The organism is Dyadobacter psychrophilus, assembly GCF_900167945.1.
In the GTDB taxonomy this organism is placed as follows: Bacteria; Bacteroidota; Bacteroidia; order Cytophagales; family Spirosomataceae; genus Dyadobacter; species Dyadobacter psychrophilus.
Map to the genome: position 1 here is coordinate 680720 of NZ_FUZA01000001.1, position 25807 is coordinate 706526.

Sequence of the window (25807 nt, forward strand, 5' to 3'; positions counted from 1 at the left end):
GTTTATGACGATGTGCAGCACAACTGGGGGGTTGTGCCAAGATTACAAGCGAGAATATGCAGGAATCGTCCGCTTTGGAAAAAGAGCGGCGTCTGGAACCGTTTTGAATACAGCTTTTAGAGGTAAATCTACAAGTAAATGGGGATTTGTCTTGTCGTATTAACCATTAACCGGCTTGAAAAAAATTTCAGAACAAATGCAGACGTACGCTGTTTATGACAAAGCAGTGAAATGGGGTAAGCTTATTGCGATTACCGGAGGAACGCAGGCGGCTGTTCAGGCAATGGGGCTGATAACAGGCATACTGATAATCCGGCTGTTGCCTATGAAAGAATATGCTTACTATACCATTGCCAACACGGTTTTAGGAACGATGATGGTGCTTTCCGACAGTGGGATCAACAATGCGATCATGTCACAGGGCGGACCGGTATGGAAGGACAAGCAGCAATTGGGTACGGTTTTGTCGACGGGACTTTACCTCAGACGCAGATTTGCGGTGCTAAGCTTGTGTGTTTCGCTTCCCATACTGTTGTTTTTTCTGATCCATCAGGGAGCAGGATGGCCTACGAGTTTATTGATCGCGGCGGCATTGGTCCCGGCATTTACTGCGGGGCTATCGGATTCGATCCTGGAAATTCCATCCAGACTGCACCAGGACATCAAGTCGTTACAGGTGAACCAGTTATTGGTAGGGATCGGGCGCTTTGTGCTGAGCATTCTCTCATTGTCCATTTTCCCCTGGACATTCATTTCGTTGCTAGCCAATGGAATACCCAGGATTTGGGGCAATGTTAAGCTGAAACAAAATGCAGGTCGGTTCGCTGATTTCAGCAAACCGGTGGATGCAGCTGTGAATGCAGAAATGCTCAAAATGGTAAAACGGATTTTTCCGTTGACTGTCTACTATGCTTATTCCGGCCAGATTGTGATCTGGTTGGTTTCGCTTTCCGGTACCGCATTTGCGGTGGCACAGATTGGGGCCTTGGGCAGGATATCGATGATTTTGAATTTTTTCAATGTCATGTTCGCGATCATGGTCATTCCCAGATTTGCGCGGTTAAATGCGGACCGGAATAAGCTTCTGAAAAGCTTTTTGATGATTATGGGCGGCCTTCTAACGTTTTCGGTTCTGATTGTGCTCATTTCCTGGTTGTTTTCTCCCGTAATCCTGTCGGTTCTGGGCAGGGAATATGCGGATCTGGAAACGGCGCTGGTGCTGAATATGGCAGGGAGTTCGCTGGCAATGATCAGTGGGGCAGTTTACGGGATTTATTCCAGCAGAGGATGGACTATACAGCCTTTCTTTTCAATTGGAATAAACCTGCTTACGGTGGTGGCAGGCATTACGCTGCTGGATGTATCCAACCTGAAAGGCGTTTTGATATTCAACATTATTGTAGCATTCGCCCAATTCCTGGTCAACACAGCGTTTTGCGGCTTTAAAATTTTTAAAACGAAGCATTTGGCATCGGCATCATGATAACCCTCAGCCTGATAACGATTTTATCATTAACCCTAATTGGCCTGTTTATAACTTATAATGTGGGCTTACGCATGTTTCCAAAGGTTCGTTACAAATCTTACGATCCTATCGAGCGCTGCGAGGAATATGTATATCAGGGAAGTTATGATAAAGTATTTGTAGGCTCGGGATTGATTGGCGAGCTGGACCATTATCTGTCAGAAGGGGCATTTAATTTATGTTTCCCTTATTTCGGGAGCTGCACGGGCCTGGAAATCATTGCATTGTCAGGTAAAGTGCCGGAAGTAGTTTTTATTGAGACAAACTATATTTTCAAAGGCTCTGATAAAGAGCTTGTTACCCGCATTTTTGAAAAGCAATGGAGAAAGCTGAGGCAAGTTGCACCTTCTTTTCTGAAAAAAAACCGTCCCGACTCGCTGATCAAATCGGCGGTTAGGCAACTATCTAATGCAAGGAGACCTGAAATAACAAGCCCGGATTTTGGACGGCTGAATACGGAAGAGCTCGACCGATTTTATCGGATTTACAACGAACAGATTGACACACACCACTTTGGTTATATTCTGGAAGAACTGGAAAAGCATTTGGAATACATCCGGGCACAAGGATGCCAGATCGTATTTTTTGAAATGCCGGTGCATAAGGACTTGTACCACAGCAAATTGCTGGAATATCAAAGAAGCACATTAAAAGCATTGTTTAACGATAAAAATTACCATTGGATCGAATCAGGCCAGCTGCATGACTACCAGACCATCGACGGCATTCACCTGACGAAGGAAAGCATGTATCGCTACGCCAATTTTTTGATGCAAAATAAAAGGACCTTACTCACGTAACCCGTTAAAAATGAATATAGTTGTATGCACCCTTTTTGAAGGTCACTACCATTATGGTGTGGCCGCTCTGGTCAATTCGCTGTCTAAAAACGGGTTTTCCGGACACATCTATGCGGGCTATAAAGGAAGCATTCCGGAATGGGCAAACGGCAAAAAGGAGCAGGTGTTACAATGGGAAAATTGCAGTACGATTACCCCTGTGGAAGGCATTACCGTGCATTTCCTTCCCGTAAAAACCGACTTTCATCTTACCAATTATAAACCTGGCTTCGTCATTGAACTAATGGAGCAGGTTGAAGACGACGTTGCGGGCGTTTTTTATTTTGACCCGGATATCGTGATCAAATGCAGGTGGTCCTTTTACGAACAATGGCTGACGCTGGGCGTCCCGCTCGTGCACGAGATTACCAACAACGACATGCCTGCTACCCACCCGGTGCGGGTGCTATGGCGCGATTTGATCCGGAAAAATGATCTGGAAGTTACCAATCACATTCATTCATATATCAATGCGGGTTTCTGGGGAATACGCCGGGAGCACGTGGAGTTTGCGCATTTATATAAAAAGTTCGTGGAGATATCCGTGACAGATTACAACATGGATCTCAACGATTTCACCTTTGATCTGGACCGCACCAATCCGTTTTTCGCCAAGGACCAGGACGCGTTGAACATTGCGGCCATGTGCAGCAGGGTCCCGCTGAGCGAATACGGCCCGGAAGCTATGGATTTTGTTCACGGCGGAAAGGTGATGTCGCATGCAACGGGCAGCCCGAAACCGTGGAAAAAGAACTATATGCTGAGTTTTCTGAAGGGAAACCCGCCATCGCTTTCAGACAGGGCATATTGGAATAACACCAATGATGCTGTCCGGCTTTATCCCGGTTATTATGTCGGATTAAAACAGCTGGAAATGAAAGTGGCGACTTTCCTGGGGAGATTTTACAAACGGTATTAACGGAAAAGTGATGAAAGGATTACTGTCAGAATTCAGATTGTACCTGTGCAACCACTGGATCAAACATATTCCGAGCAACCGGATCAGGCTGTGGTATTACCGAAATGTAATGCAGTTCAGCATCGAGAACGGAAGTCACATTTTCATGGGTTGCACTTTCGACTCGGCCAAAAACCTGACCATAGGACGCAATTCCGTGGTGAATGCCAATTGCAGGATTGATAACCGTGGAAGCATTGTAATCGGCGAGAATGTTTCGATTTCCAACGAAGTATGCATCCTGACAGGAGATCACGATATGGATTCAGACGATTTCCTCGGGCGGGATTATCCGGTACGCATCGGCAGTTACGTCTGGATCGGGACGCGGGCGATGATTTTACCGGGTGTAAATGTCGGGGACGCCGCGGTTGTAGCGGCTGGCGCAGTGGTAACAAGGCCCGTGCAGCCATATGATGTTGTAGCAGGAGTTCCTGCCAGAAAAATACGCGAACGCGCTTTTGACAAGGCTTTTAAATATTCAAACGATTACAAAAGACTATTTCAGTAAGCAGTTTCTAAATTAAAATGTCTATGCTGATTTCCATTTGTATACCAACATATTCACGACTGGACTACCTGAAACAATCGGTGCAGAGCTGCTTGGACCAGACGTATCCGAACATTGAGATATGCGTGTCCCAGGACCCCAAAAAGGACGGACCCGATCGTGAAATCATGGAATGGTGCCAGCAGCAAATGTTGCAGGTCCCGCTTTTCACTTACAACCTGAATACCGAAAATCTGGGACTGGCAGGCAACTGGAACGAATGCGTGCAGATCGCTTCCGGTAAATACATGATCATTATCGGGGACGACGACATTCTTTTGCCCGATTTTATCCAGTCGCTTGTAACCGAGCTGGAAGCCGGGCAAGCGGATGTGGCATTCAGCAATCAGTATTTTATTGATGAAAAAGGAGAAGTCCTGCATGCATATACCGATGAGGCCAATGCTACTTACCACCGCAATGACCTTCCTCACGGACGCGTTGCAGATGCGGTAGCCACTGTTTTGAACAACAGCGTGCCGATGTCGGCAGCATTGATCAGACGTGACCTGCTCTTGAAATACAATTTTGATACGAGCCTTAACACGCCGGAATTTGAAGTTTTCCTGAGAATTGCCGTCAATGGAGGCAGCTTCATTTATCATTCCGAAAAGCTCGCCTGTTACCGGGTTCACCCGCTCGCGGCCACATCGGGCGGCCTTACCATTGACAAGTTGCTCCGCAATGTGATCAGTATTGAAGTTCCGTCCCGGTATCAAAAGCAAAAATATGATTTCGTATCATCCAAACTGATCCCGGGCATTAACATGAGCTTGCGCAGGGGTGATAAAACACTGGCGATGGCATTCATGAAGAGCCCATATTATCCGAAAAACAAAATGCATATCCGACTGGCGCAAGCAATGATTTCGACATTGCCTGCGTGGGCCATACAAAAAATTTTATAACTGCCTGAAATGAAGATACTGTTCATTTGCCCATCCCTTGAAGAAGGATCTGACGGCGTCGGAGACTATGCACGTCGCATGTCGTCCGAGATGATCAGGGCAGGCCACCAGGCATCCATCATTGCACTGAACGACATGCACCTGGCCGCGCAGCAGCAAGAGCGTATCCAATATGACCGCGGGCTGGCTATCAGGGTTTTGAGGCTTTCCAGCCGCCTTTCCTGGTCCGAACGGATCACATTGGCAGGTAACTTCATCCGTTTGGCCAGGCCCGATTGGATCAGTTTACAATATGTGCCTTATGGGTTTCAAAAAAAGGGATTACCATTTGGTCTGGGCGGATCACTTAAAAAAATTACTGCCGGCATTCCCACGCACATTATGTTTCACGAAATGTGGGTGGGCATCACCAGGCTTTCACCATTGAAACACAAGCTTTACGGATTTTTTCAGATCAGGATCGCAAGAGAAATGGTAAGGAAGCTCAATCCGCGCATGATCACAACCAGCAACAGGCTTTACCAGCTTGTGCTCGAAAATAAGCAGATCAGCGCGCGCGTTCTGCCGCTTTTCAGCAACATTTCATTCATGCCAAAAGATGCACAGTTCGCGGATTCGGTTTATAAGCAGCTTGGCATATTACCGCACGAGCGCCAACATTATGTGGTCATCGGACTGTTTGGAAGCCTTTATCCGGGCTGTGATCTGGAGAGCACGATCCGGGATCAATATTTAGCCGCATTGGCTGTGGGCAAGAAGCTCGCTTTTATTGCATTCGGACGCATTGGAGCGAAGGAAACATACGAAAAGCTGAAAGCTGAATTTGAGAACCAGGTAACATTTGCCAACCTGGGCGAGTTGCCGGAAGCCCGGGTTTCCACCGTGATGCAGTTACTCGACAAAGCCATATCCGGCACACCGCGCCAGCATTATGGCAAAAGCGGAGTATATGCAGCCATGAAATTGCACAGGCTCGAAGTGCTGACCTCTTCATGGAGCTCTATTCCCGAATATGACAGTCAGATCAGCGATTACAACGATTTTCTGGAAGAAAGAGACCCCGAAGAATGGAGCACACAGTACGTTTCAAATGAATTCCTGAACATGTTAGTCAATAGCAACTCAAAAGCAACAGTGCCAAAATTAACGTAATTGATATGGATCGTTTTCTTACAATTGACTCAAAGAAGGGCGGTAACGGGGATATTTGGATGCGGCTGGTAGGCTTTTACGCCGTCGCCGATCTGCTGCCCGGTTTCAAACTCCGGATATGCATCCCCTCCTATTTTGGAACACTGGCCGAATTTGCTTTCGGCGACAAGCTCACCATTGTAACGGACAATTCCTGCAAGTCAGACCTCGAATACACCAACCTGGGAATCAGGCATTTATACAAAGATTTACTAAAAGGAAAACGGTTTATTTCACCTTATCAGCGGTCTGTTATCCATGATAAGAAAAAGAAAGCATTTAAAGATTATGTCAACACCTGGATCTTCAATGCAGCCGACCAGCTGGGGATTGTTCAAATTCCGGCCGCAAAGTGGATTTCCGGCTATCAGGGTTATTTAGACATTATAGGGATCAAAAAGCTGAGACATATTTCATATGATGATTTTACCAATCAGGTGGAAAAGAACCATCCGCGGCTGGTAGAGAAATTCCTGACGCCGGTTCCGGCTTCCAACGATCTCAACATTCCTGAGGACTTGAGTGAGCACATTGTCATTTTCCCAAATGGAACAGGCAGACAGTTCGTCCCGCTCTGGTGGGCCAAGAAACATATGCCGGACGCTTACTACGCCTTTTTTGCAAATGATAATTATGCTGAAACATTCAAGAACGCAGGCTTAAAAACCATACGGTTTTTCCGATCCGAAGACATTGTCAGGCTAGCCCAGGAAGCAAGATGGACGATCAGCACGGACAGCTTTCCTTCGCACTTGCTGCAAACGGCTATGGACAAATGCACTATTCTGGTTACCGGAACTTTGAAAGGCAGGATCGTATCGCCCGCATTCAAAGGGAAAGTGGTTGACGCGGATGCAACCTGCCATCCTTGTCTGCACCTGGCCAGAGACCTGCATCCACTTTGTGCTGCCGGTCACAGTGAATGTATCAACTGGCATATGCACACCTACACGTCCAATATTCTGAAATCTGTATACGAGCTCGCTGGCCATTCCTAACCAATTTGAAAATGAAAATTTCCGTTTGCATTCCCACCTACAACCAAGCGGCCTACATCGGGCTTACCATACGTAGCGTAATGGTGCAAACTTTATTGCCCGATGAGATCATTGTATCGGACGATTGCAGCACGGACAACACCCTTGAAATACTGGAAAAACTAGCCGCTGAAATCAGTATCCTGACCATTATCCGCCAACAAAGCAACAAAGGCATCGCGGGCAACACCGATGCTTGCCTGCGTGCCGCGACGGGCGATTACATTGTAAAGCTTGATTCGGACGACGCACTTTTGCCCGACTACATCAAAACACTTTCAGCATTGCTGACGGAGCATCCGCAGGCAGGTTACGCACATGCGGCCGTTCGCGAGATAGATCACAATGGCCACGCCGGTGAACCCAGAAGGCTTCTGCGGGGCGCAGGATTCGTCACCAGCGAAGATGCGTTGAGATCGGCATTGAAAGGATATCGGGTTGCCGCAAACATTCTGATGTTTAGAAAAGAGGCGCTTGAAAAAGTAGATTACATTCAATGCACACAGGATTTTGCCGAGGATTATTTCCTTTCGGTATGCATTGCAAAAGCCGGATATGGCAATGTTTATAGTCCCAAAATCCTTTCCGCCTACCGGGTCTGGACGGATCAGGGCAATGTACGTAAGCGACGTAAGCTGGCAGAGATCAATGGCCTGAATGCTGTTTTGAGCAATGCGATTACGCCCGCTTTCGAGCAGCGCGCCTGGGATTTAAATCCTGTTCTGCGCGCAAAGCAGCATTTTGCTATCACACATTCGGGGTGCCTTTCGTGGAAAGTTTATAACAAAGAAGAAAAGCGAGAGCTGGAAAATGCGATTCTGAAACTATCGTCGGCACCCGCCACGAAATTTTTTATCTGGAGCCACAAAAACGGCTTTGGGAAAGTGCTCGAAGTGTACCAGAATTCCGCTGCGACAATCAAACGACACATTAAAAAACTGATTTTAACCAGGCCACAGACCCGATGAAAGTGCTTGTCTCACATCCTACCGGTAATGCAAATGTACGTGCAATTGCGAAGGGTTTTGCCGAAGCTGGCAACCTCCATAGCTTTTACACGACCATTGCTACATTTCCGGATACGACATTGGATAAGCTCGCGCGTCTGCCGGGATTATCGGAGCTGAAAAGAAGAAATTTCGATGCCGTGCTGCATGCCCGTACCCGCACCTATCCCTGGTTTGAAGTGGGCCGGATGATCAGCAATAAAGCGGGTATCAGATCACTGACGGCCCACGAATCCGGTGTGTTTTGTGTTGATAAAGTATATCACAGCCTGGATAAATACGTTGCTTCGCAATTGCCCGGCCTTCAAAAAAGTGGCCTGACTGTGGTTTATGCCTATGAGGACGGTGCGCTGGAAACATTCAGGCAGGCCAAAAAGCTGGGGATCACATGCGTATACGAACTGCCGATCGCCTTCTGGGAAACCAGTCGAAAATTGCTGCTCGAAGAAGCCGTGAGACTTCCTGACTGGTCCGAAACGCTCGCAGGGGGCATCAGCGATTCGGAAAAAAAGCTACACCGCAAAAGCATGGAGCTGGAACTGGCCGACATTATAGTTACGCCCGGAAGCTTTGTCGCTGATTCGCTTGGGTCACTTATAAGTGATAAAAAACTAATCGTATCGCCTTTTGGCTCGCCCGAAAACAATTTATCAACAAAAAAAACAACACGTAACAACCGCCCGCTACGCGTGCTGTTCGCGGGGAGCATGGGACAGCGAAAAGGGTTAGCGGACCTTTTTGAAGCAATTAAAATACTGAACACCAAAGAAATAGAACTGGTCGTATTAGGAAGCTTATTGCGCGAATTGCCCTTTTACCGGAAGCAGCTCCCAAATTTCACTTACGAGCCCACGCGTCCTCATGCGGAAGTGCTGAGCCTGATGCGCAGCTGTGATGTTTTTTGTTTGCCGTCCATTGTCGAAGGACGCGCGCTGGTGATCCAGGAGGCCATGAGTCAGGGTTTACCCGTCATCATTACATCCAATACAGGCGGAAAAGATCTTGTTATAGAAGGTGAAACCGGATTTGAAGTCCCTATCCGAAGCCCGGATGCCATTGCTGAAAAGCTCAGATGGTTCCTGGATAATCCTAATCAACTTGACCAAATGAGTGCCAATGCACAGCGGCATTCGGCCAGTTATTCATGGGCCGGCTACACGAACAAGATCATACTTGAAATAGAAAAATATCTGAAAAAAAACTGCGTAGCAAATGATACGAGCCAATACCTGGGATAGCTATATTGAAATGGAAGAGGAAATGAACCCGGAAATTCTTCGACAGCAAAAGGTTTTGTCCAACATTAAAAAAGGGATATGGCTCTATTTCTGGCTGTTGATCCTGGAAGGAGCATTGCGCAAGTGGGTGTTTCCGAGCCTGGCCACACCCCTTCTGATCGTTCGCGATCCTGTCGCGATCGGGGTGCTGTTCCTGGCATTCAGGGAAGGCATTTTCACAAGTAATGCGTACACCATTATCGCCTTGCTGGTAACTTTCGTATCGTTTCTGCTCACGCTCTTTGTTGGCCATGGCGATGTTACTGTGGCTGTTTACGGTGCAAGGATCATGCTCATCCAATTTCCGCTCCTGTTTGTGATCGGGACCGTTTTTACGTACGAAGATGCAATAAAAATAGGCCGTGTGCTGCTCATAATCAGCCCTTTTATGACCATTCTCATGGCCATGCAATTTTATAGTCCGCAGTCCGCCTGGGTTAACCGGGGGATTGGCGGTGACGTCGCGGGAGGAGGTTTTAGCGGAGCGATGGGCTTTTTTCGGCCGCCTGGCACATTTTCGTTCATAACAGGCCTGGCGTCCTTTTATGGGTTTGTTGCCATTTATGTGGTGTTCTTCTGGCTCGATAAATCCAGGCAGGTCAACCGCTGGTTGCTGGTTGTTGCCACTGGCTGTATGCTTGCTGCTATCCCGATGTCGATCAGTCGTACGCTACTTTTCGAGGTCGTTCTGGCTTTCTTGTTTGGTTTGCTGGCAGCATCCCGTCAGCCTAGCTATATTCCGCGCATGGCGGGGACGCTGGTTGCCGGCATTATCCTGTTTGTTCTGCTTTCCAACTTTGGTTTTTTCCAGACTGCCACCGAAGCATTCATCTCGCGCTTCGAGTCCGCAGACCGCGTCGAAGGCGGGCTTAAAGGAACATTGGGTGACCGGTTTTTGGGAGGAATGATTACCGCCGTAACAGAAACTACTGAACAGTCGCTTTTCGTAGGGAAAGGGCTTGGTATGGGCACAAATGCGGGCGCTAAGCTAATGACAGGAACCAACCGTTTTCTGATATCGGAAGGAGAATGGGGCCGCATCATCGGTGAAATGGGCCTTGTGCTGGGTCTGGCAACAATCCTGCTTCGCGTCCACTTAATTGCCAGCATGACGATCAACTCCATTCGCGCATTGCGTTCAGAAAATTTTTTACCCTGGATGCTGATCGGCTTTTCGCTCGTCAACATTCTGCAGGGGCAGTGGGCGCAGCCCGCGTCGCTGGGCTTTGCGGTGCTTTCCGGCGGACTGATACTTGCCGCTTTGAAAGGCCCGGAATACGATGACGACTTTGAAACAGAGCATATAGAAACCGAAGAAGTTCCCTTTTGAAACCCACTACTCATCGTTCACCTAGTTGCTGTTATGAACATTGTATTTTTTTCGCACCCGGTTTTTTTGGGCTCCATCAGTACGCAGCGCTATGCCAAGTGGCTTGTGGATGGAATGAGGCAGCGCGGCCACCAGGTGCAGCTATGGGTTCCCGAACCCAGGTGCTTTAACATTCCGGGTTCACCGAATTTCAAAAAGTGGCTGGGTTATATCGATCAATACGTCCTGTTTCCTTACCAGGTAAAGACGCTGATAAAAAGACAGCCAAAAGATACGCTTTACGTCCTTACAGACCATTCATTGGGTCTTTGGGCACCACTGATCCGAAACCATAACCACATTGTGCACTGCCATGATTTCCTGGCCCAGTTTTCGGCCATGGGGCTGATTCCCGAAAATAAGATCGGATGGAGTGGCAGAAAGTATCAGGAATTAATCCGCAAAGGCTTTTTAAAGGCAAAGAATTTTATCTCAATTTCTGAAAAAACGCGGAACGACCTTCATAATCTGCTTGGCGGCCGACCGGCCGTTTCGGAAATGGTTTACAACGGCCTTGTGCAGTCTTATACGCCTTCTGACGATCCGGCAGGCGCATTGCTGTCCCTGGAAACTGAAACGGGGATCGGGCTGAAAGACGGTTACCTGCTTCATGTGGGCGGCAATCAGTGGAACAAGAACCGTAAGGGTGTTATAGAGATTTATTCCAAATGGAGGGTGAAATTCAGGAACCAAAAACCGCTCCTGATGATCGGGCCTGAACCGGACGAAGTGATCAAAAAAGCACATGCGTCGTCGGCATACAGGGATGATATCCATTTTTTGGTAGATAAGGCAGACTCATTTGTGGCGCTTGCCTACCAGGCTGCAAGTGCGTTTCTTTTTCCTTCTCTGGCGGAAGGATTTGGCTGGCCAATTGCAGAAGCAATGTCCAGCGGCACGCCGGTGCTCACAACCGATGAAGCACCTATGACGGAAGTAGCGGGTGACGCCGCATTGTTTATCGACAGGCGGCCAGCTGACGAACGAAAGGCCGAAGCCTGGGCCACCGACGCTGCGAAAGTGCTTGAAAAATTACTTTCATACGACCTCGACGAGCGGACAAAACTGGTGACCGAAGGATTACAAAATGTGAAGCGCTTCAATAGTGAGATTACGATTGAAAAGATCGAAAAGATTTATCTGTCTGTGGCAGGAAATGCTGCTAAACATGTTTCACTTAACTACAACTCTGATGTTTCAGCATAATATCAACGATTCAGACCCTTACAAACGTCCGGTGTTTTCAGTAGGCAACAAGATCACGAGGTTGCTCTGGAAGGCCTCCTGGCTGCTGCTGTGCTCATGGACCCCTGCTCCATTTCATGCATGGCGGGCACTGGTCCTGCGTATGTTCGGTGCAAAACTTGGTAAAGCCAATTTTATTTATCCTGATTGCAAAATATGGGCTCCCTGGCTGCTCGAAACGGAAGATGTGGTCACCATAGGCCCTAATGTCGAGATATACAATCCGGGAGGCGTATACCTGGGACATCATTCGATCCTGTCGCAACACGCTTTTCTTTGTGGTGCCACGCACGATTACAATCACCTTGATTTTACATACATAAAAAAGAAGATCTACATCTCCTCCTATGCCTGGATCTGCTCAAAAGCCATTGTGCTGCCGGGTGTACGCTGTGGAGAGGGAAGTGTCCTGGGCGCGGGTTCTATTACTTCCAAGAACCTCGAACCATGGATGGTTTATACCGGAAACCCTGCCCAATGTATCAGACAACGCAATAATTTCCTCCTAGAAAATGAACTTGACCCATCCGTTTAACATGCTCTACGATCTCTGCATTGCCGGCAGCGGCCCGGCTGGTATCATAACGGGACTGGAATATAGCCGGCTTAATCCCGGCAAAAAAATCCTGATCGTTGAATACGGCCACGCTGGTAAAAATGACCGGAATTCACTGGACGATTCCATTAAAGTCCATAATAATGTAAACCATTACGGCCCTTATGAATGCACCAACAAAGGACTGGGCGGCACTTCTGCAACCTGGGGCGGAAGGTGCGTCATGTACGATGAAATTGACTTCATGGAACGCGGAGTTACGGGCGATGATTGCACCTGGGGAATGGATATATTAAAAGACCTGACCCCGTATCTACCCAAAACTGCTGAATACTTCGAATGCGGCGAGCCGGTGTTCAACCTGAATGAGATCAAGGAATTTAAGAACACGCACATTGCGGAAGGATTTGAAGAGGGATTTGTCACCGATTCGGTGATCGAGCGATGGAGCATGCCCACGCGGTTCGGGAAGCGTTATGCCGAGCAGTTGAAGGCTTCAAGGGACATTCACATTCTGGAAGGTTACGAGTTCAGGGATTTTAAAGCACCGGACGAAAAGGGCAATGTAACTTCCGCCACAATCCGGAACGTGCTTACCAGGCAGCGACTGGAAATTACGGCGATGAAGTTTGTGCTGGCATCGGGGGCACAGGAAACGACTCGGATATTACTCCGCAACAAACAGCTTTTCCGCAATCTGGATGCGGTTCCTGCTGCTTTGGGACATTACTATCAGGGCCACATTTCAGGAAAAATCGCTTCGGTTGTTTTCAACGGGAATCCTAACAAAACGGATTACGGATTTATGAAGAGCCGCGATAATACATACATCCGGCGGCGATTTCAGTTTACGCCGGACTTTTTGAAAGAGAACAATTTGCTAAATACAGCGATATGGCTGGATAATCCGCTCTATTACAACCCGTTGCACCGAAGCGGCGCAATGTCATTTATGTATCTGGCGATGATCACGCCGATTTTAGGCAAAAAGCTTGCGCCTCCTGCGATCGCCCAGTCTATCACCAAAGGAAAAAGAACAGGAATCAACGAACATATCCGGAATATCCTGCGTGAGCTACCGCATTCGCTGCTGACGCCTGCTGCGATTTTTTACAAAAGATACTTACTCAAAAGAAAGCTCCCGGGCGTGTTCCTGTTTTCGCCGGAGAACAAGTATGCGCTTCATTTCCACTCCGAGCAGGTGCCGCACTACGAAAACCGGCTGTACCTGGACGAAGACCAGGAAACGCTGCACATTGATTATACATTGACAGATGATGATATCAATTCGGTTATCAAAACACACAAGGCCCTGGACAGCTGGCTCCAAAAATGCGGATGCGGCAAGCTCACTTACTGGTACGAAGAAGATGAATTGTATGAAGCGATAAAAAATATGTCCAGGGACGGCATGCACCAGTCCGGAACCACGAGAATGGCGGATAGCCCCCGAAAAGGAGTGGTGGATAGCAACCTGAAACTGTGGGGAACGAGCAATGTTTACGTTTGCAGCAGCTCGGTCTGCCCCACCTCGGGACAGGCCAATCCGACTTTCCTGCTTGGGGCATTTGCATGTCGCCTTGCTAAACACTTAATGATGAACTGATGAGAAAAATTGAATTGGTTAAAGGAATCCATTCTTCGGTACTTGGATTGGGATGTGCGCCGGTACTTGGATCCATTGACTCCAAAACATGCCGCAGGGCTCTCAGCCTGGCCTTTGAACACGGCATAACACACTATGATCTGGCGCGGTCTTATGGCTTTGGCGATGCAGAAGGACTGGTGGGCGGGGTGTTTAAAAATAATCGGGACAAGGTTGTGCTGGCCAGCAAGTTTGGCATCAAAGCAGACTGGAAGGCAAGCCTCCTCAGGCCGATAAAGCCGATTGTGCGGGTTTTGAGAGGTTCAGAAAAAAAGCAGGACGCCAGCTTGCCCCCCAAGCAACCCAGCGGGAAAAATCCCTCTGATATGCTCTTTAAAAGAGTTGAAATAAATAGCATGGAGATGCAAAAAAGCCTGGAAGAGAGTCTGAAAGCATTGAAAACAGATTATCTCGATTACTTTCTGGTCCATGAGCCTTTACAAAGCATTACCAACATTGACGAACTATGTGAAATGGCCATGCGGCTTAAAGCAAGTGGAAAAATACGCGCATTCGGGCTTGCGTACATGCAATCCCAGAGACATTTGCACGAATCGTATTTTGACCGTTTCGACATTTTGCAATTCAACAGTCCGCCCGGCGTTGCGGCTTATCGCAAGCTAGCGGAAGAGCGCTCGGGAAAAGCCGACATCATCTTTTCACCGCTGCGGGGCGGCACGTGGGATATGAGCCCCGGCGAAAAGATCAAAAAGCTGATCCGGGATTTTCCCAAAAGTGTCGTTTTATGTTCCATGTTCAGCGAAGCCCACCTGATAGAAAACGTGAAATTGGTAGAAGAATCGCAGTTTCAACCTCCTTGCAATTACTAATTAAAATAAAGTAAACTTATGATCTCAGTCGTAATTCTCACCAAAAACGAGGAAAAGGACCTTCCTCTTTGCCTGGCATCATTGAGATGGTCTAATGATGTTCACATATTGGACTCAGGAAGCACCGACCGGACGGTTGAAATCGGTATCGCGCATTACGCAAAAATCTGGTATAACGACTTTGAAAGCTTTGGCAAACAACGAAATTATGCGCTTGACAACATTCATTTTCGATACGACTGGATCCTTTTTCTGGACGCGGATGAAATCGTAACCGATGATTTCCTGATCGAAATGAGGCTGGCAATTCTCACAGCGAATAGCGATGTGGCTGGTTTTTACTGCTGCTGGAAAATGATATATGAAAATCGCTGGCTCAAAAACTGCGACAATTTCCCCAAATGGCAGTTCAGATTAATGAGAAAAGAACACGCACGTTTCAAGGATTTTGGGCACGGCCAAAAGGAAGACCAGGTTATTGGCAAAATAGAATATCTGAGAGAACCGTATCTGCACTACGGGTTTTCCAAAGGCTGGGCACATTGGATCAGCCGCCATAACCGCTACTCCGACGAGGAAGCTTTCAGCAGGATCAATGAATGCCCCCCGTTTAAAAACATATTTTCCAATCATTCCAGTGAAAGAAATCCGGCATTGAAATCATGGTTAAGCCGCTTGCATTTATGGCCCGCGATCCGGTTCGCACAGGCATATCTGCTGAACCTGGGCTTCCTGGAAGGCAGGCCGGGATTGATTTATTGCGTCAATATCGCCTACTACGAGTTTTTGATCCAGATTAAAATGCGGGAGTTAAAAAATAAAAGGCCGCCAAAACCGGAAGAGTTCAAGATGGCCGACGCGATGATTTTTTGAACCAGGGCTGAAAGCTTAACAAACTGTCTCTCAATGAGATACTAGGTGCTTCAATGGTTTTGTAAAATGCCAGTCCAACCAGCAGCATTGCCGTCACGCAAATGGGTACAGCGAGGATAGTGAAAGCAGGATATTTATGAAATATTTTATCAAAAACATTCAATATAAGGGCATGCGTAAGATAAAGAGAATACGCCATCAGGGCGATCTGCTTTACAAACAATGTTTTGCTCAGCAAAAAATCAGGTGAATAATAAAAAGAAACCAGCAGCATTCCAGCAGAAAAAACAAGGAACAGATAACCGGTGCAATACTTAAACTGAGAATCAACATCAGCCAGCCAATACGAAATACCCGCAAAAACGGCTGCAAATAATAAACTTATATAACCATTTGACCTCAGCGAAAACGAATAATGATTGATAAAATAAGAAATCGTGCACCCTAGCGCAATCCCGTCAAACCTGAAAATCGTTGCGGTTGTGTAATAGCCGAATTCCTTCATCTGAAAATCCCCCGCAAAATACCGTAGTATGAAGGATGGAGTTATTGTAATAGCGATCCACATGGCGAGACGAACATGTTTTGAGGAAGTGGCCCGGGAAGTGAGCAGGACCACAAGTGGAAACATGAGGTAAAAATGTTCTTCAATGCACAGCGACCAGGAAATTTTGAAAAATGGAATAACCTGATAAAAGTTTTGGAAAAAGAAGAGAAATCCCGGATCGAAGTCCTGGCCCCGGCCGAAAAACACGGCAGAATAGGAAATAAGTAAAGCAGCCAGATAAGGCGGATATGTTCTGAGAAACCGTTGCAGCCAAAACCTGAGCAGATTTGAACCCTCACTTTTCTTGTAATAGATGTTGGTGATCAAAAATCCGCTTAGCACAAAAAACATTTCAACGCCATATTTGCCAATGGCAATGGTCTTGTCCAAAGTAAAACGCTCTCCAATGTGATAGTAAATGACAAGGGCGATGGCAAGAAAACGGAACAGGTCGAGATTGGCAATTCTTTTAGAAGTGTTCATTATTAATTAAATAGAGCCTTTATGAATTTTTTTTCTGATTGCGTTGACGATGGAGCCGGGGATTATACGCCGGGCGAATGAAAATGCCAGGCCTTTTACAGCCTTTGGAAGAATGTCTTTTTGCAACGAAACGATATCGTTCGGCAACATAGTGGACACCGAAGTTTCGGGAAAAGCAGGATATTCAGCCTTGCTTCCAAAACCAAGATAAGTGAGGATTTCGGGACTGGTTTCGCTCACAAATGCAGGATTAAGCAAGATTTTTTCACCGTGCCCTTCATGCTGGGTGGAGATTTCATCGATCTGGAAAAGGTAAGTTAGTCGTTTAAAACCCGGCCGGTTAAATGGTTCCGCCCTGTGGATCAGGTGCGTATTGCAGATAATCAATGATCCTTTTGGCGCCCGGACGGTCACAATGTCATCTTTGTAGTTTTGTTCAATGAACTTATCCGAAAAAAAACGCTCAGTATTTTGTTCCGACCATTTATATGAATCGGCGATCAATTGAAAAGGATTGGTATCCGAGACATCGGAAAGGTAAAACAGGAACATGATACCAGGCAGGTCGTGCTTTCCATTATAAGCATTTCCGGCTTGCAGGTTATTGTCGGTGTGCCAGGGAAGATGAGATCGCGTATGCGTTTCGTAGATTCTTTGATTACTGATTTTGAATGGGCTATCAAAAAAATCACGACAAATTCCCCGGATCCGTTCCGATGTAATGATATCGTAACATTCTTTTGAAAGCGCAAGGGTGTGCGAAAGATATTTTGTCCAGTAAGCTCTCACATATCCCAGGTTATTACTATTAACAAGCAGCGAATCGCGTGAAACAATGTTGGTAAGGGCAGTGACAGCTTCCGGAGAAAGTGCTTTTTCAAAAATATGGTAACCCGATCCGTATTTCAGTTCATGCGCAATTGTTTCAGCTTCAAGCCTAGTGAAAGCATCATTAAATAAGAGTGAATCCATACATTGAAATTTAGGATAAATGCAAATTCGATAACTCACCAGATTGACTATATCATATTGATATTCAGATAAATATAATAAAATAATTTGGAATACTTTACAGGAAATACCCTATTTTTTATTCAAAATAAGCCATACAAAAAATGCTCGTTTGTTTTTCGTTTTTTCACCCCTAAAATCAAGCATTTCACCCCATTTTCCTTTAAAACTGACCAATAATCACTAAATTAGATATTGAATTCCGGGCCTGATCCCCCTTATTATTTTGCCTGTCTCTAATCCCCCGGCAGCAATTTGATTTTCTCAGGCCAAAGAAAATATTTAGTCTTTTATCCCATTTACAAAGTCTGATCCTGATTGTCAATTTCCTGACAGGTTACTAAGCCTGTTCTGGAAATTTCATTAAAAATTTTCTCAGAAACTTAAAACGCTTCTGGGTATACGTTATCATCGTATGCGCTGATTTCCCCGATCAGCTGCTATGGAACCGCTTTGTCAAAAATGAAAATTATCCATGTTGTATCCGGAATGGATCCGAAAGCCGGAGGCATAAGCCAGGCCATAAGGACGATGATCGGGGGACTTACCGACCAGGGTATTTACAGCGAGGTTGTGAGCGTCGGTGCGGAGTTGGGCAACCATGAAACGAACGATCCGTTCCCTATCCACTTTACAGGCCCTGGAAAAAGTGCGTGGCAGTTCAGTGCAGGGTTGCAAAGCTGGCTGAACAAGAACCTGGCGCATTACGACGCGGTGCTTGTTCATGGGCTATGGCAACATCATACTTATGCTGTTTATCAAGCAATTAACACTATCAATGGTCAGCGCCCGAAGGTTTATGTAATGCCACACGGAATGCTTGACCCATGGTTCCAACAGGCGAAAGGCAGAGAGATTAAAAGCCTGCGGAACTGGTTGATCTGGAAATTTTTAGAACACCGGATCATCCACCTAGCGGATGGAATTTTTTTCACCTGCGAAACAGAGAGAAAACTCGCCCGGCAGACATTCAGCCCTTATTTCCCAAAATCTGAAATGGTTGTCGGACTTGGCGTGCATCGGCCGCCACCATACACCCTGGAAATGCAGGAAGCTTTTAACAAAGCCTGCAACATTAAGAATCGTGGATATCTGCTATTTCTGGGCAGGATCGACGAAAAAAAAGGAGTCAATCTACTTGTTGACGCCTATCTGTCACTGAAATCCGAAGGTTATGATCTCCCCCCGCTGGTCATAGCCGGACCCGGAATGGATACTCCATTCGGTATAAGTATAAAAAAACAAGCGCTGTATGATAAGGAAATTTACTTCCCCGGTATGCTTTCCGGTCCCGCAAAATGGGGCGCATTTTATGGTTGCGAAGCATTTTTATTGCCGAGTCACCAGGAAAATTTTGGGATTGCGGTTGTAGAAGCCATGGCATGCAGCAGGCCGGTCCTGATTTCCGATCAGGTGAATATTTGGCGTGAAATAAAGAATAACGGCGGAGGTCTGGTAGAAAAAGATACCTCCGACGGTGTCAGGAATTTACTTGTCAGCTGGTTGTCGCTTTCGCAAACAGAAAGAGCCCTTATGTCTTCCAAAGCCAGGAAGGCGTTTTTGGGGGATTTTTCGGTGGAAAAAGCGGCAGGCAAACTGGGCAAAGTACTCGCCTGAAAACATCCCCAAAGATTGCTATTGCCTTACGCAAACTCTTCTAACTATACCAGACATTGAAAAAGCCAATGAACGCTAATGGAAAAAAGCGTATTTTGATCTATGGCATCAACTACGCGCCGGAATTGACAGGCATAGGAAAGTATACTGCAGAGCTCGCTGCCTGGCTCGCCTCACACGAACATGATGTAAATGTGATCACCGCCCATCCTTACTATCCGGATTGGGAAGTGCATCCATCGCATAAAGGAAAATGGTGGACCAGGGAGGTGCTGGATGGCGTAAAAGTTTTCCGATGTCCGTTGTATGTCCCTAAAAATGTGACCTCTATAAAAAGGATACTGCACGAATTCTCGTTTCTGCTGGGCATTTTGCCCTGGTGGTTTATGACCCTTTTTCAAAAGAAATTTGATGTGGTGCTTTGCATCAGCCCGCCGTTCCACATTGGCATCCTACCGCTTTTGTATGCCAAAATTCGTGGCGTAAGGTTTATTAACCACATACAGGATTTGCAGGTGGATGTGGCAAAAGATCTTGGAATGATCAAAAACAGACATTTTCTAAAACTAATGTTCGCACTTGAAAAGGCCATTTTTGACTGGGGCGGGCAGGTTTCAACCATTAGCGAAGGCATGCAGCGTAAAATCCAGGCCAAAGGCATCGCCACTTCGAAGGTGATCCTTTTTCCCAATTGGGTTGACTCCGGGCTTATTTGCCCGCTGAGCCGTGAACTTTCTTTGCGGAAAGAGTTCGGTATCAATAACGACGATAAAGTGGTTTTGTACTCGGGTAACCTCGGTGAAAAGCAAGGTTTGGAAATTATTATTGAAGTTGCGAAACTGTATAAAGAACAGTCTAACATTCATTTTGTGATTTGTGGTTCGGGTGGCGGAAGAGACAAATTGATCAAAAGCGCGAAGGAACTGGGATTGAGCAATGTTAAATTCTATCCATTGCAACCGTATGAAAACCTTTCAGCTTTGCTCGCAATGGCTGATATTCACCTGGTTCTGCAAAAAAAATCTGCTTCGGACCTGGTTATGCCATCCAAACTTACGGGTATACTCGCAGCTGCCGGGTGTGTGATCGTATCGGCGGTGCCGGGCACTACTTTGCACGACGTGATCACTAACCACAGAATGGGCATTCTGATTGAACCCGAAAATGTGGCGGCACTGGCGCAGGGAATAGAAACGGCTTTACACGAGGATTTAAATATTCTAAGAAACAATGCACGGGCATATGCCCAGAAATACCTGACTAAAAACACCATCATCGGTAATTTTGAAACAAACCTTCTGGCAACAGCCTGAAAATGCAATGCTTGTCATCAAGATTTAGATATGAACATTAAAATAATGAGAAATTAGTTTTATACACTTGATAGTTAATTATTTAAAAAGTATATTTGGTGTAACAGTTGATGCCAGGGCTCCCCCACCCAATCAATTTTTTGTCATTATTTAAACCTTCCAAAACACCTGACTTATGATATTTTCTACATATATCTTTGTCCCGGCATGCCATTCCGATATTGCGGGAACCGATCTTCTATTTTGTACTAAACAAAGTTAATTCTATAAAAGCTACGTCAGGTTAATAACTATTTTGACAACGATTTTATGAAAAATCGCTACACAGGGCTTTTGCCAAAAATACATTTATGGACGGACCTGCTGATGTTCAACGTATCCTTTGCAGTCGCTTATTACATCCGATTTGAAATTCAGGTTCCCGACCATTTGTACACCAATTTGTTACTGATCGGGAATTTATTATGGATCCTTACGACGTATGTTTTCAGGACGTATCAGTTTAATCGCATATCGTATATACCATACCGTCAGGGAATAATTTTGATGAAAGCCTGCGTTATCCACGTCTCATTTATCCTCGGTTTTCTATACTTCAGTCAACAGGGAGGCGCTGTTTCCAGGACACAGTTTTTACTCACCTACGCCATATTTGTTTCGAGTGCTTTGATCGCCAGGGCGCTGATCTGGGCATTTATTTTATTTTGCCGGCAGGCTGGATACAACATGAGAACCTACGCCGTGATCGGCAAAGGTGAAGTGGCTGGGCTGATCGAAGGCTTCTATAATGATAGAAAAGAGCTTGGTTATAAAAAGTGCGGCAATTACGAGGTTGGGGAAGACAAAGATGAAGTTGCGGTTTTAGAACGTTTTCTTCAAAAAACCCAGCCTGACTTTATCTATTGCTGTCTTTCGGATATGAATGAGATGCTGGTAAAAGGCGTGATCCGCTTCGCACAGCATCAAAAAGCGCAGGTTCGTCTGGTTCCGGATTTTGGCGGATTTATTAACAATCTCGCGACCATCGAATACCACGATCAATACCCTATTATCCAGCTGAATACAAAACCATTTTCGGGCTTGCAGGACGAAACCGTCAAGCGCACATTTGATCTGATATTTTCAACCTTGGTCATGATCTTTGGCGCACCGATATTCGTGTTGCTGATGGGATTGGTGGCCATTTCCTCGCCAGGACCCGTATTTTTCCTGCAGGAACGCTCAGGGCGCTGGGGAAAGATTTTTAAAGTGATCAAATTCAGGACAATGTACCAGGATGCCGACAAGTTTGGCCTGAAACATTCCCAGGGCGATCACGATCCACGCATTACCCCGCTTGGCAGATTGCTGCGCCGCAGCCGCCTCGATGAGCTTCCCCAATTCCTGAATGTTTTCAAGGGCGATATGTCCATCGTGGGCCCCAGGCCCCTTTTCAGATATGATGTAGATATGCTTATGCAGGAAGTGCCGCAGGAGTTCATGACTTTGCTCACTGTAAAACCAGGCATCACTTCGATCGGGCAGATCAAGGTCGGATATGCTTCCAATATTGCGGAAAATGTCGAAAGGCTCCGCCACGATCTGAATTACCTGACCAAATACAGCATGGTTACCGATGTGATGCTGATTATGCAAACGATCCAGGTAATGCTGATGGGACGTGGCAGATAAAAATTAAACTTAAAAAACAGTTCAACTATTTAAATAAAAACGATGATCAAAAGAACTTTTACCCTGATGGTATGTATACTGGTGCTGACGCTGGTAATGTACAGATGTAAGAACAAAGATGCTGAACCGCTCACACCGGATCAGGGACTGGTGGACGAACTTGCCAAAATTGACGTAGAACAGGTTAAGCTAACCGATCCTGCGCCCGTTGCCTCCACCGATGCCGCCATTACGCTGTCACCTGCCGTTACCACGCTCGGAACCGAGATCGCTGGCATGGGAGCGGGTGGGGCTGAACCTGCGAATGTCAAGGCATCCGCAAACAAGTTCGCTACGTTTTTTACCAAAGCAGAAATATCCGCACTGGTATCCATAAAGAAGGAAGTTCTTGACGCCGCAGGCACAACGGGAAAACTCCCCGCAGACCTCACAGCGATACTTGCGCGCGCCAGCGCCAGCCCTGAAATGGCTATTTACTTCCCCAAGGTAACATTGCCGACTGTTGCTGGTAAAGAAATCAAGGGTCTTCGGACGGGAGCTGTTGAAGGTGGCCCGGCTAAGAAATTCGAAGGCACCCTCGCTGATGATGCCTGCCTGATCGCTGCGGAAGCCGAATTTGAGAAGTCCAAAGCGAAGCTGGACGCTTCCCGCCTGAAATTACTTGCCTCTGCAAAAGAAAAATATGACACCGAAGTAAAGCTGATCGGTGACGCGCAAGCCGCATGTACGGCCAGCGAACCAGCAAAATACGCTGCAATTATCAAAACAGCAGAAACGCTTGCCGACCAGTTGAATGCTGCGCTGGATGCAAACAAAGACTTGCTAGGCGATGATTATCTGCCGCTTAAAGGTATAGTGGGGTTACAGCTCATTGCCTACCTGACATCGCTGGACGAGCTTTCCAAAGCCGACCTTCAGGCCTGCGTAGCGAAAGGAACTGCTGGCACAGAAAGCGCATCAGATGCACATGATGCCAACAAACTTTTAATTGAAAACGCATACGGAACTGCGCTTGAAGCAGCAGAAAAATCAAAAGCTAAACTTGTCGAAAGCTGTCATAATCAAGGTGGAGGAAATTAGGAATCAATATTTCGGTTTATTGAGTAGGGTTGGTATTTTATCAACCCTTCTCCTTTTTATTTGCGGTGAAGTCATTGCGCAGTCAAATATTTCCGGCAAACCCGGACTAATTTACATCCCTACTGCCCGCTATGTCCCTGATGGCAATATGGAAGTCGGGCTGCACTTTTTTCCCGGTAATTACGGTTTTAATTCAGACAATCAAAATCCGGGAAGGGTCCTATCCATGAACCTGACGGTTTTGCCCCGGTTCGATATCAATATCAATGTGTTACAATTATTTTCCACCGCTGCAAATCCGGTGAAACTCGGCCTGGGAGACCGGCAGCTCGACTTTCGGTATCTGTTGATGAAAGAAAGCAAGAGCCGCCCATCTTTGGCTTTTATTACCTCTACGCCTACCAGCATCAGCCCCACCCTTTTAACCCATGCCCTGGTCGCGACGAAACATTTTAGCGTGGCAAAACAATGGGAAGCAGAAGTAACCGCTGGTTATGGAAGCCCTTATCACGTATACAGAAAAGGAAGCACACTCGATAATTACGGCCTTTTTGCCAATATGGCATTTGAGAAAAAAGAAGATTACGCCTATCACAAACGTTATCTTGAAGGCCCGTTTGGGGGCATTTCATTTACATTCAGGTCCAAGGTAGGGTTCATGCTTGAGTATGATTCGCAGAATATCAATGCGGGTGTTTATGTAAGGGCATTGAAAAACTGGGTAATACAAGCCGCCGTTTTAAATGGTGAACAAATCACTTTTGGCAGCGCCTACAACTTATCGCTTTTGAAGCAATCCAAGCGAATGCTTTCTTTGGGCAAAAAACAAAATCAGGATAATGTCCAAACACCTGATAAATCCGAAGCAGCTATCATTGATCCCGGTTACCGCAAGCTACGGGGGAATTTCGAGAATGTAGCCTTGGACAGCGCAGGGATCATTTCCTACGAACAAAGACTAAACCGAAACCCCTTTCCTGCCCTTTACCAGCTCAAACAACTTTTTGCGGATTCGGCGAATATGCGTTTTGTGCCAATGTTCCAGGGTATACCTATGGGGCAGTACAAGCTGAATGAGAAACTTGAATTCAGTCCGGTTAGCAATGCGGTGAGAGAAAGGCAAAAACAAAGAAGTAAATTCCCGCTGCACAGAAACGGTTATAGCCTGCACTTTTGGATCCAGCCTTATTTCAATGCAATTTTTGGAAACTTTGATAAGCCTATTCAAAGCAATACGAGCGTTGCGATCCAAAGCCAGATATTCCTGCTGCCAGGAATGTCGCTGGATTTTGGAATACTTTTCCCGATTGTTAATGATCTTGATAACCGTCCTAAAAAGATCCGCCCTTCACCGGTTTTTGTAAACCAGTTTTATTCAAAAAACCACAACCATATCAGTGCATCGGCCGGCTTTTTTCAGAATGATCAATATGGAGTCAACATTCAATATCGCCGCGCCAATCTGCAGCGTCCCTGGTCATTCGGTGTGGAAGCGGGTTTGACCGGCGATTACTACTATCCCAATAAAGGAATTTATTACGGAAATATGGAAAAATTGCTGCTCATCCTGGATGCTGCTTACCTGCTTTCCAATCCCGATATAACATTCAAAGTGTCAGGCGGCCGCTATCTGGCAGGTGACACAGGTGTGCGCCTCGATATGCTCCGGCAGTTTACCAATATCGAAATTGGCTTTTACGCCATGACAACCAGCAATGGCTCCACAATCGGGTTCAACTTCGCAATCCCCTTATTCCCGGGCAAACTGCTGAACGGCAAACACGTCAGGCTGAGAACCACCAGTGAATTTCCATGGGAATACAATTATACAAGAGGCTACCGCATAGGCGAACGTTACCGGACCGGCTACCAACTCGATCAAAAGCTGAGGCAATACCACAGTCAGTATCTGAACCGGCAGTATGGGAAGAAGTGAACAGCCCCTAGCGCCCCAACTCCGAATTATACGACTGCAGCCTTAGGCTGTCCTTATAATCGTATGTGCAATTCCACAATTTCATGTATTCGTCCGCTGGCAGAAACTGGTCCTTGTTTTCTTAACCTTTCGGAAAGCTTGGCTTCGAGGCCGGCTTGTAAATCTTTGTACGCGGCTTATTTACCAGATTATTAAGTTGGTAAGGGTATGTTTTGAAGATGACATTAAGCTTGAAAGGTTTTTGGGCATGCGGAGTAAATGTTGCCGAACTTCCGCCAAGAACAAATATCATGCAGAAAGCCATAAAGAGCTGATTTTGGATGCCTAATGCCGCAATAT

At 46.4% G+C, this 25807-nt stretch carries 22 protein-coding genes; 20 read left to right on the plus strand and 2 right to left on the minus strand.

The genetic code is table 11. The annotated features are described in order from the left end of the window. Positions 1-196: 196 nt before the first annotated feature. From B5X68_RS03015 to B5X68_RS03085, 15 genes are all read left to right on the plus strand, one after another. A complete protein-coding gene (locus B5X68_RS03015) occupies positions 197-1483 on the plus strand; it encodes a lipopolysaccharide biosynthesis protein (RefSeq protein WP_141110171.1) in 1287 nt (428 codons plus the stop codon). Positions 1484-1557: 74 nt separating this feature from the next. Beyond that, on the plus strand, positions 1558-2325 hold the full coding sequence (locus tag B5X68_RS03020) for a hypothetical protein (protein ID WP_141110172.1): 768 nt from the start codon (positions 1558-1560) through the stop codon (positions 2323-2325). Between the two features lie 10 nt (positions 2326-2335). Beyond that, the gene (locus B5X68_RS03025; protein WP_141110173.1) at positions 2336-3283 is read left to right on the plus strand and encodes a hypothetical protein; all 948 of its coding nucleotides are present in this window, start codon (positions 2336-2338) and stop codon (positions 3281-3283) included. A 10-nt stretch (positions 3284-3293) separates the two neighbouring features. Next, positions 3294-3833, plus strand: a complete 540-nt coding sequence (locus B5X68_RS03030) for an acyltransferase (RefSeq protein WP_082213179.1) — start codon at positions 3294-3296, stop codon at positions 3831-3833. A 23-nt stretch (positions 3834-3856) separates the two neighbouring features. After that, positions 3857-4780 (plus strand): glycosyltransferase family 2 protein, encoded by a 924-nt coding sequence (locus tag B5X68_RS03035; RefSeq protein WP_170916560.1) that lies wholly within the window; start codon positions 3857-3859, stop codon positions 4778-4780. 9 nt (positions 4781-4789) lie between these two features. After that, positions 4790-5932, plus strand: a complete 1143-nt coding sequence (locus B5X68_RS03040) for a glycosyltransferase (protein ID WP_082213181.1) — start codon at positions 4790-4792, stop codon at positions 5930-5932. A 5-nt stretch (positions 5933-5937) separates the two neighbouring features. After that, positions 5938-6969 (plus strand): hypothetical protein, encoded by a 1032-nt coding sequence (locus B5X68_RS28570; protein ID WP_141110174.1) that lies wholly within the window; start codon positions 5938-5940, stop codon positions 6967-6969. Positions 6970-6980: 11 nt separating this feature from the next. Next, the gene (locus tag B5X68_RS03050; protein ID WP_170916561.1) at positions 6981-7976 is read left to right on the plus strand and encodes a glycosyltransferase family 2 protein; all 996 of its coding nucleotides are present in this window, start codon (positions 6981-6983) and stop codon (positions 7974-7976) included. After that, positions 7973-9253, plus strand: a complete 1281-nt coding sequence (locus B5X68_RS03055; RefSeq protein ID WP_082213184.1) for a glycosyltransferase family 4 protein — start codon at positions 7973-7975, stop codon at positions 9251-9253. The genes B5X68_RS03050 and B5X68_RS03055 overlap by 4 nt, the downstream gene beginning before the upstream one ends. Next, positions 9228-10622, plus strand: a complete 1395-nt coding sequence (locus B5X68_RS03060; protein WP_212567973.1) for an O-antigen ligase family protein — start codon at positions 9228-9230, stop codon at positions 10620-10622. Before B5X68_RS03055 ends, B5X68_RS03060 begins: the two co-directional genes overlap by 26 nt. Positions 10623-10655: 33 nt before the next feature. Further along, positions 10656-11867, plus strand: a complete 1212-nt coding sequence (locus B5X68_RS03065) for a glycosyltransferase family 4 protein (RefSeq protein WP_082213185.1) — start codon at positions 10656-10658, stop codon at positions 11865-11867. Then, entirely contained in the window at positions 11854-12441 is a 588-nt protein-coding gene (locus B5X68_RS03070) for an LbetaH domain-containing protein (protein WP_141110175.1), read from the plus strand. Before B5X68_RS03065 ends, B5X68_RS03070 begins: the two co-directional genes overlap by 14 nt. Further along, positions 12419-14068 (plus strand): GMC oxidoreductase, encoded by a 1650-nt coding sequence (locus tag B5X68_RS03075; RefSeq protein WP_082213186.1) that lies wholly within the window; start codon positions 12419-12421, stop codon positions 14066-14068. Before B5X68_RS03070 ends, B5X68_RS03075 begins: the two co-directional genes overlap by 23 nt. Continuing rightward, positions 14068-14937, plus strand: a complete 870-nt coding sequence (locus tag B5X68_RS03080; protein ID WP_082213187.1) for an aldo/keto reductase — start codon at positions 14068-14070, stop codon at positions 14935-14937. The genes B5X68_RS03075 and B5X68_RS03080 overlap by 1 nt, the downstream gene beginning before the upstream one ends. A gap of 18 nt (positions 14938-14955) precedes the next feature. After that, positions 14956-15810 (plus strand): glycosyltransferase family 2 protein, encoded by an 855-nt coding sequence (locus B5X68_RS03085; protein WP_082213188.1) that lies wholly within the window; start codon positions 14956-14958, stop codon positions 15808-15810. Here the strand turns inward: B5X68_RS03085 and B5X68_RS03090 are convergent. Together B5X68_RS03090 and B5X68_RS03095 are read right to left on the minus strand one after the other, a co-directional pair. Continuing rightward, the gene (locus tag B5X68_RS03090; protein ID WP_082213189.1) at positions 15782-16840 is read right to left on the minus strand and encodes an acyltransferase family protein; all 1059 of its coding nucleotides are present in this window, start codon (positions 16838-16840) and stop codon (positions 15782-15784) included. The genes B5X68_RS03085 and B5X68_RS03090 overlap by 29 nt on opposite strands. Positions 16841-16846: 6 nt before the next feature. After that, entirely contained in the window at positions 16847-17812 is a 966-nt protein-coding gene (locus tag B5X68_RS03095) for a phytanoyl-CoA dioxygenase family protein (RefSeq protein ID WP_082213190.1), read from the minus strand. A gap of 501 nt (positions 17813-18313) precedes the next feature. On the opposite strand from B5X68_RS03095, the gene B5X68_RS03100 reads away from it, so the two are divergent. The 5 genes from B5X68_RS03100 to B5X68_RS03120 all read left to right on the plus strand — a co-directional run bounded on the left by B5X68_RS03100 (position 18314) and on the right by B5X68_RS03120 (position 25468). Further along, positions 18314-19468 (plus strand): glycosyltransferase, encoded by a 1155-nt coding sequence (locus tag B5X68_RS03100; RefSeq protein ID WP_082213191.1) that lies wholly within the window; start codon positions 18314-18316, stop codon positions 19466-19468. 68 nt (positions 19469-19536) lie between these two features. Next, positions 19537-20781: a WcaI family glycosyltransferase gene (locus B5X68_RS03105; protein WP_082213192.1), complete on the plus strand. Its 1245-nt coding sequence runs from the start codon at positions 19537-19539 to the stop codon at positions 20779-20781. Positions 20782-21090: 309 nt separating this feature from the next. Beyond that, the gene (locus B5X68_RS03110) at positions 21091-22452 is read left to right on the plus strand and encodes an exopolysaccharide biosynthesis polyprenyl glycosylphosphotransferase (RefSeq protein WP_082213193.1); all 1362 of its coding nucleotides are present in this window, start codon (positions 21091-21093) and stop codon (positions 22450-22452) included. A gap of 42 nt (positions 22453-22494) precedes the next feature. After that, the gene (locus B5X68_RS03115) at positions 22495-23532 is read left to right on the plus strand and encodes a hypothetical protein (RefSeq protein ID WP_082213194.1); all 1038 of its coding nucleotides are present in this window, start codon (positions 22495-22497) and stop codon (positions 23530-23532) included. Continuing rightward, positions 23441-25468 carry a YjbH domain-containing protein gene (locus B5X68_RS03120; RefSeq protein ID WP_229208262.1) on the plus strand — a complete coding sequence of 676 codons (2028 nt, stop codon included), beginning with the start codon at positions 23441-23443 and terminating at the stop codon, positions 25466-25468. The genes B5X68_RS03115 and B5X68_RS03120 overlap by 92 nt, the downstream gene beginning before the upstream one ends. Positions 25469-25807: the final 339 nt, after the last annotated feature.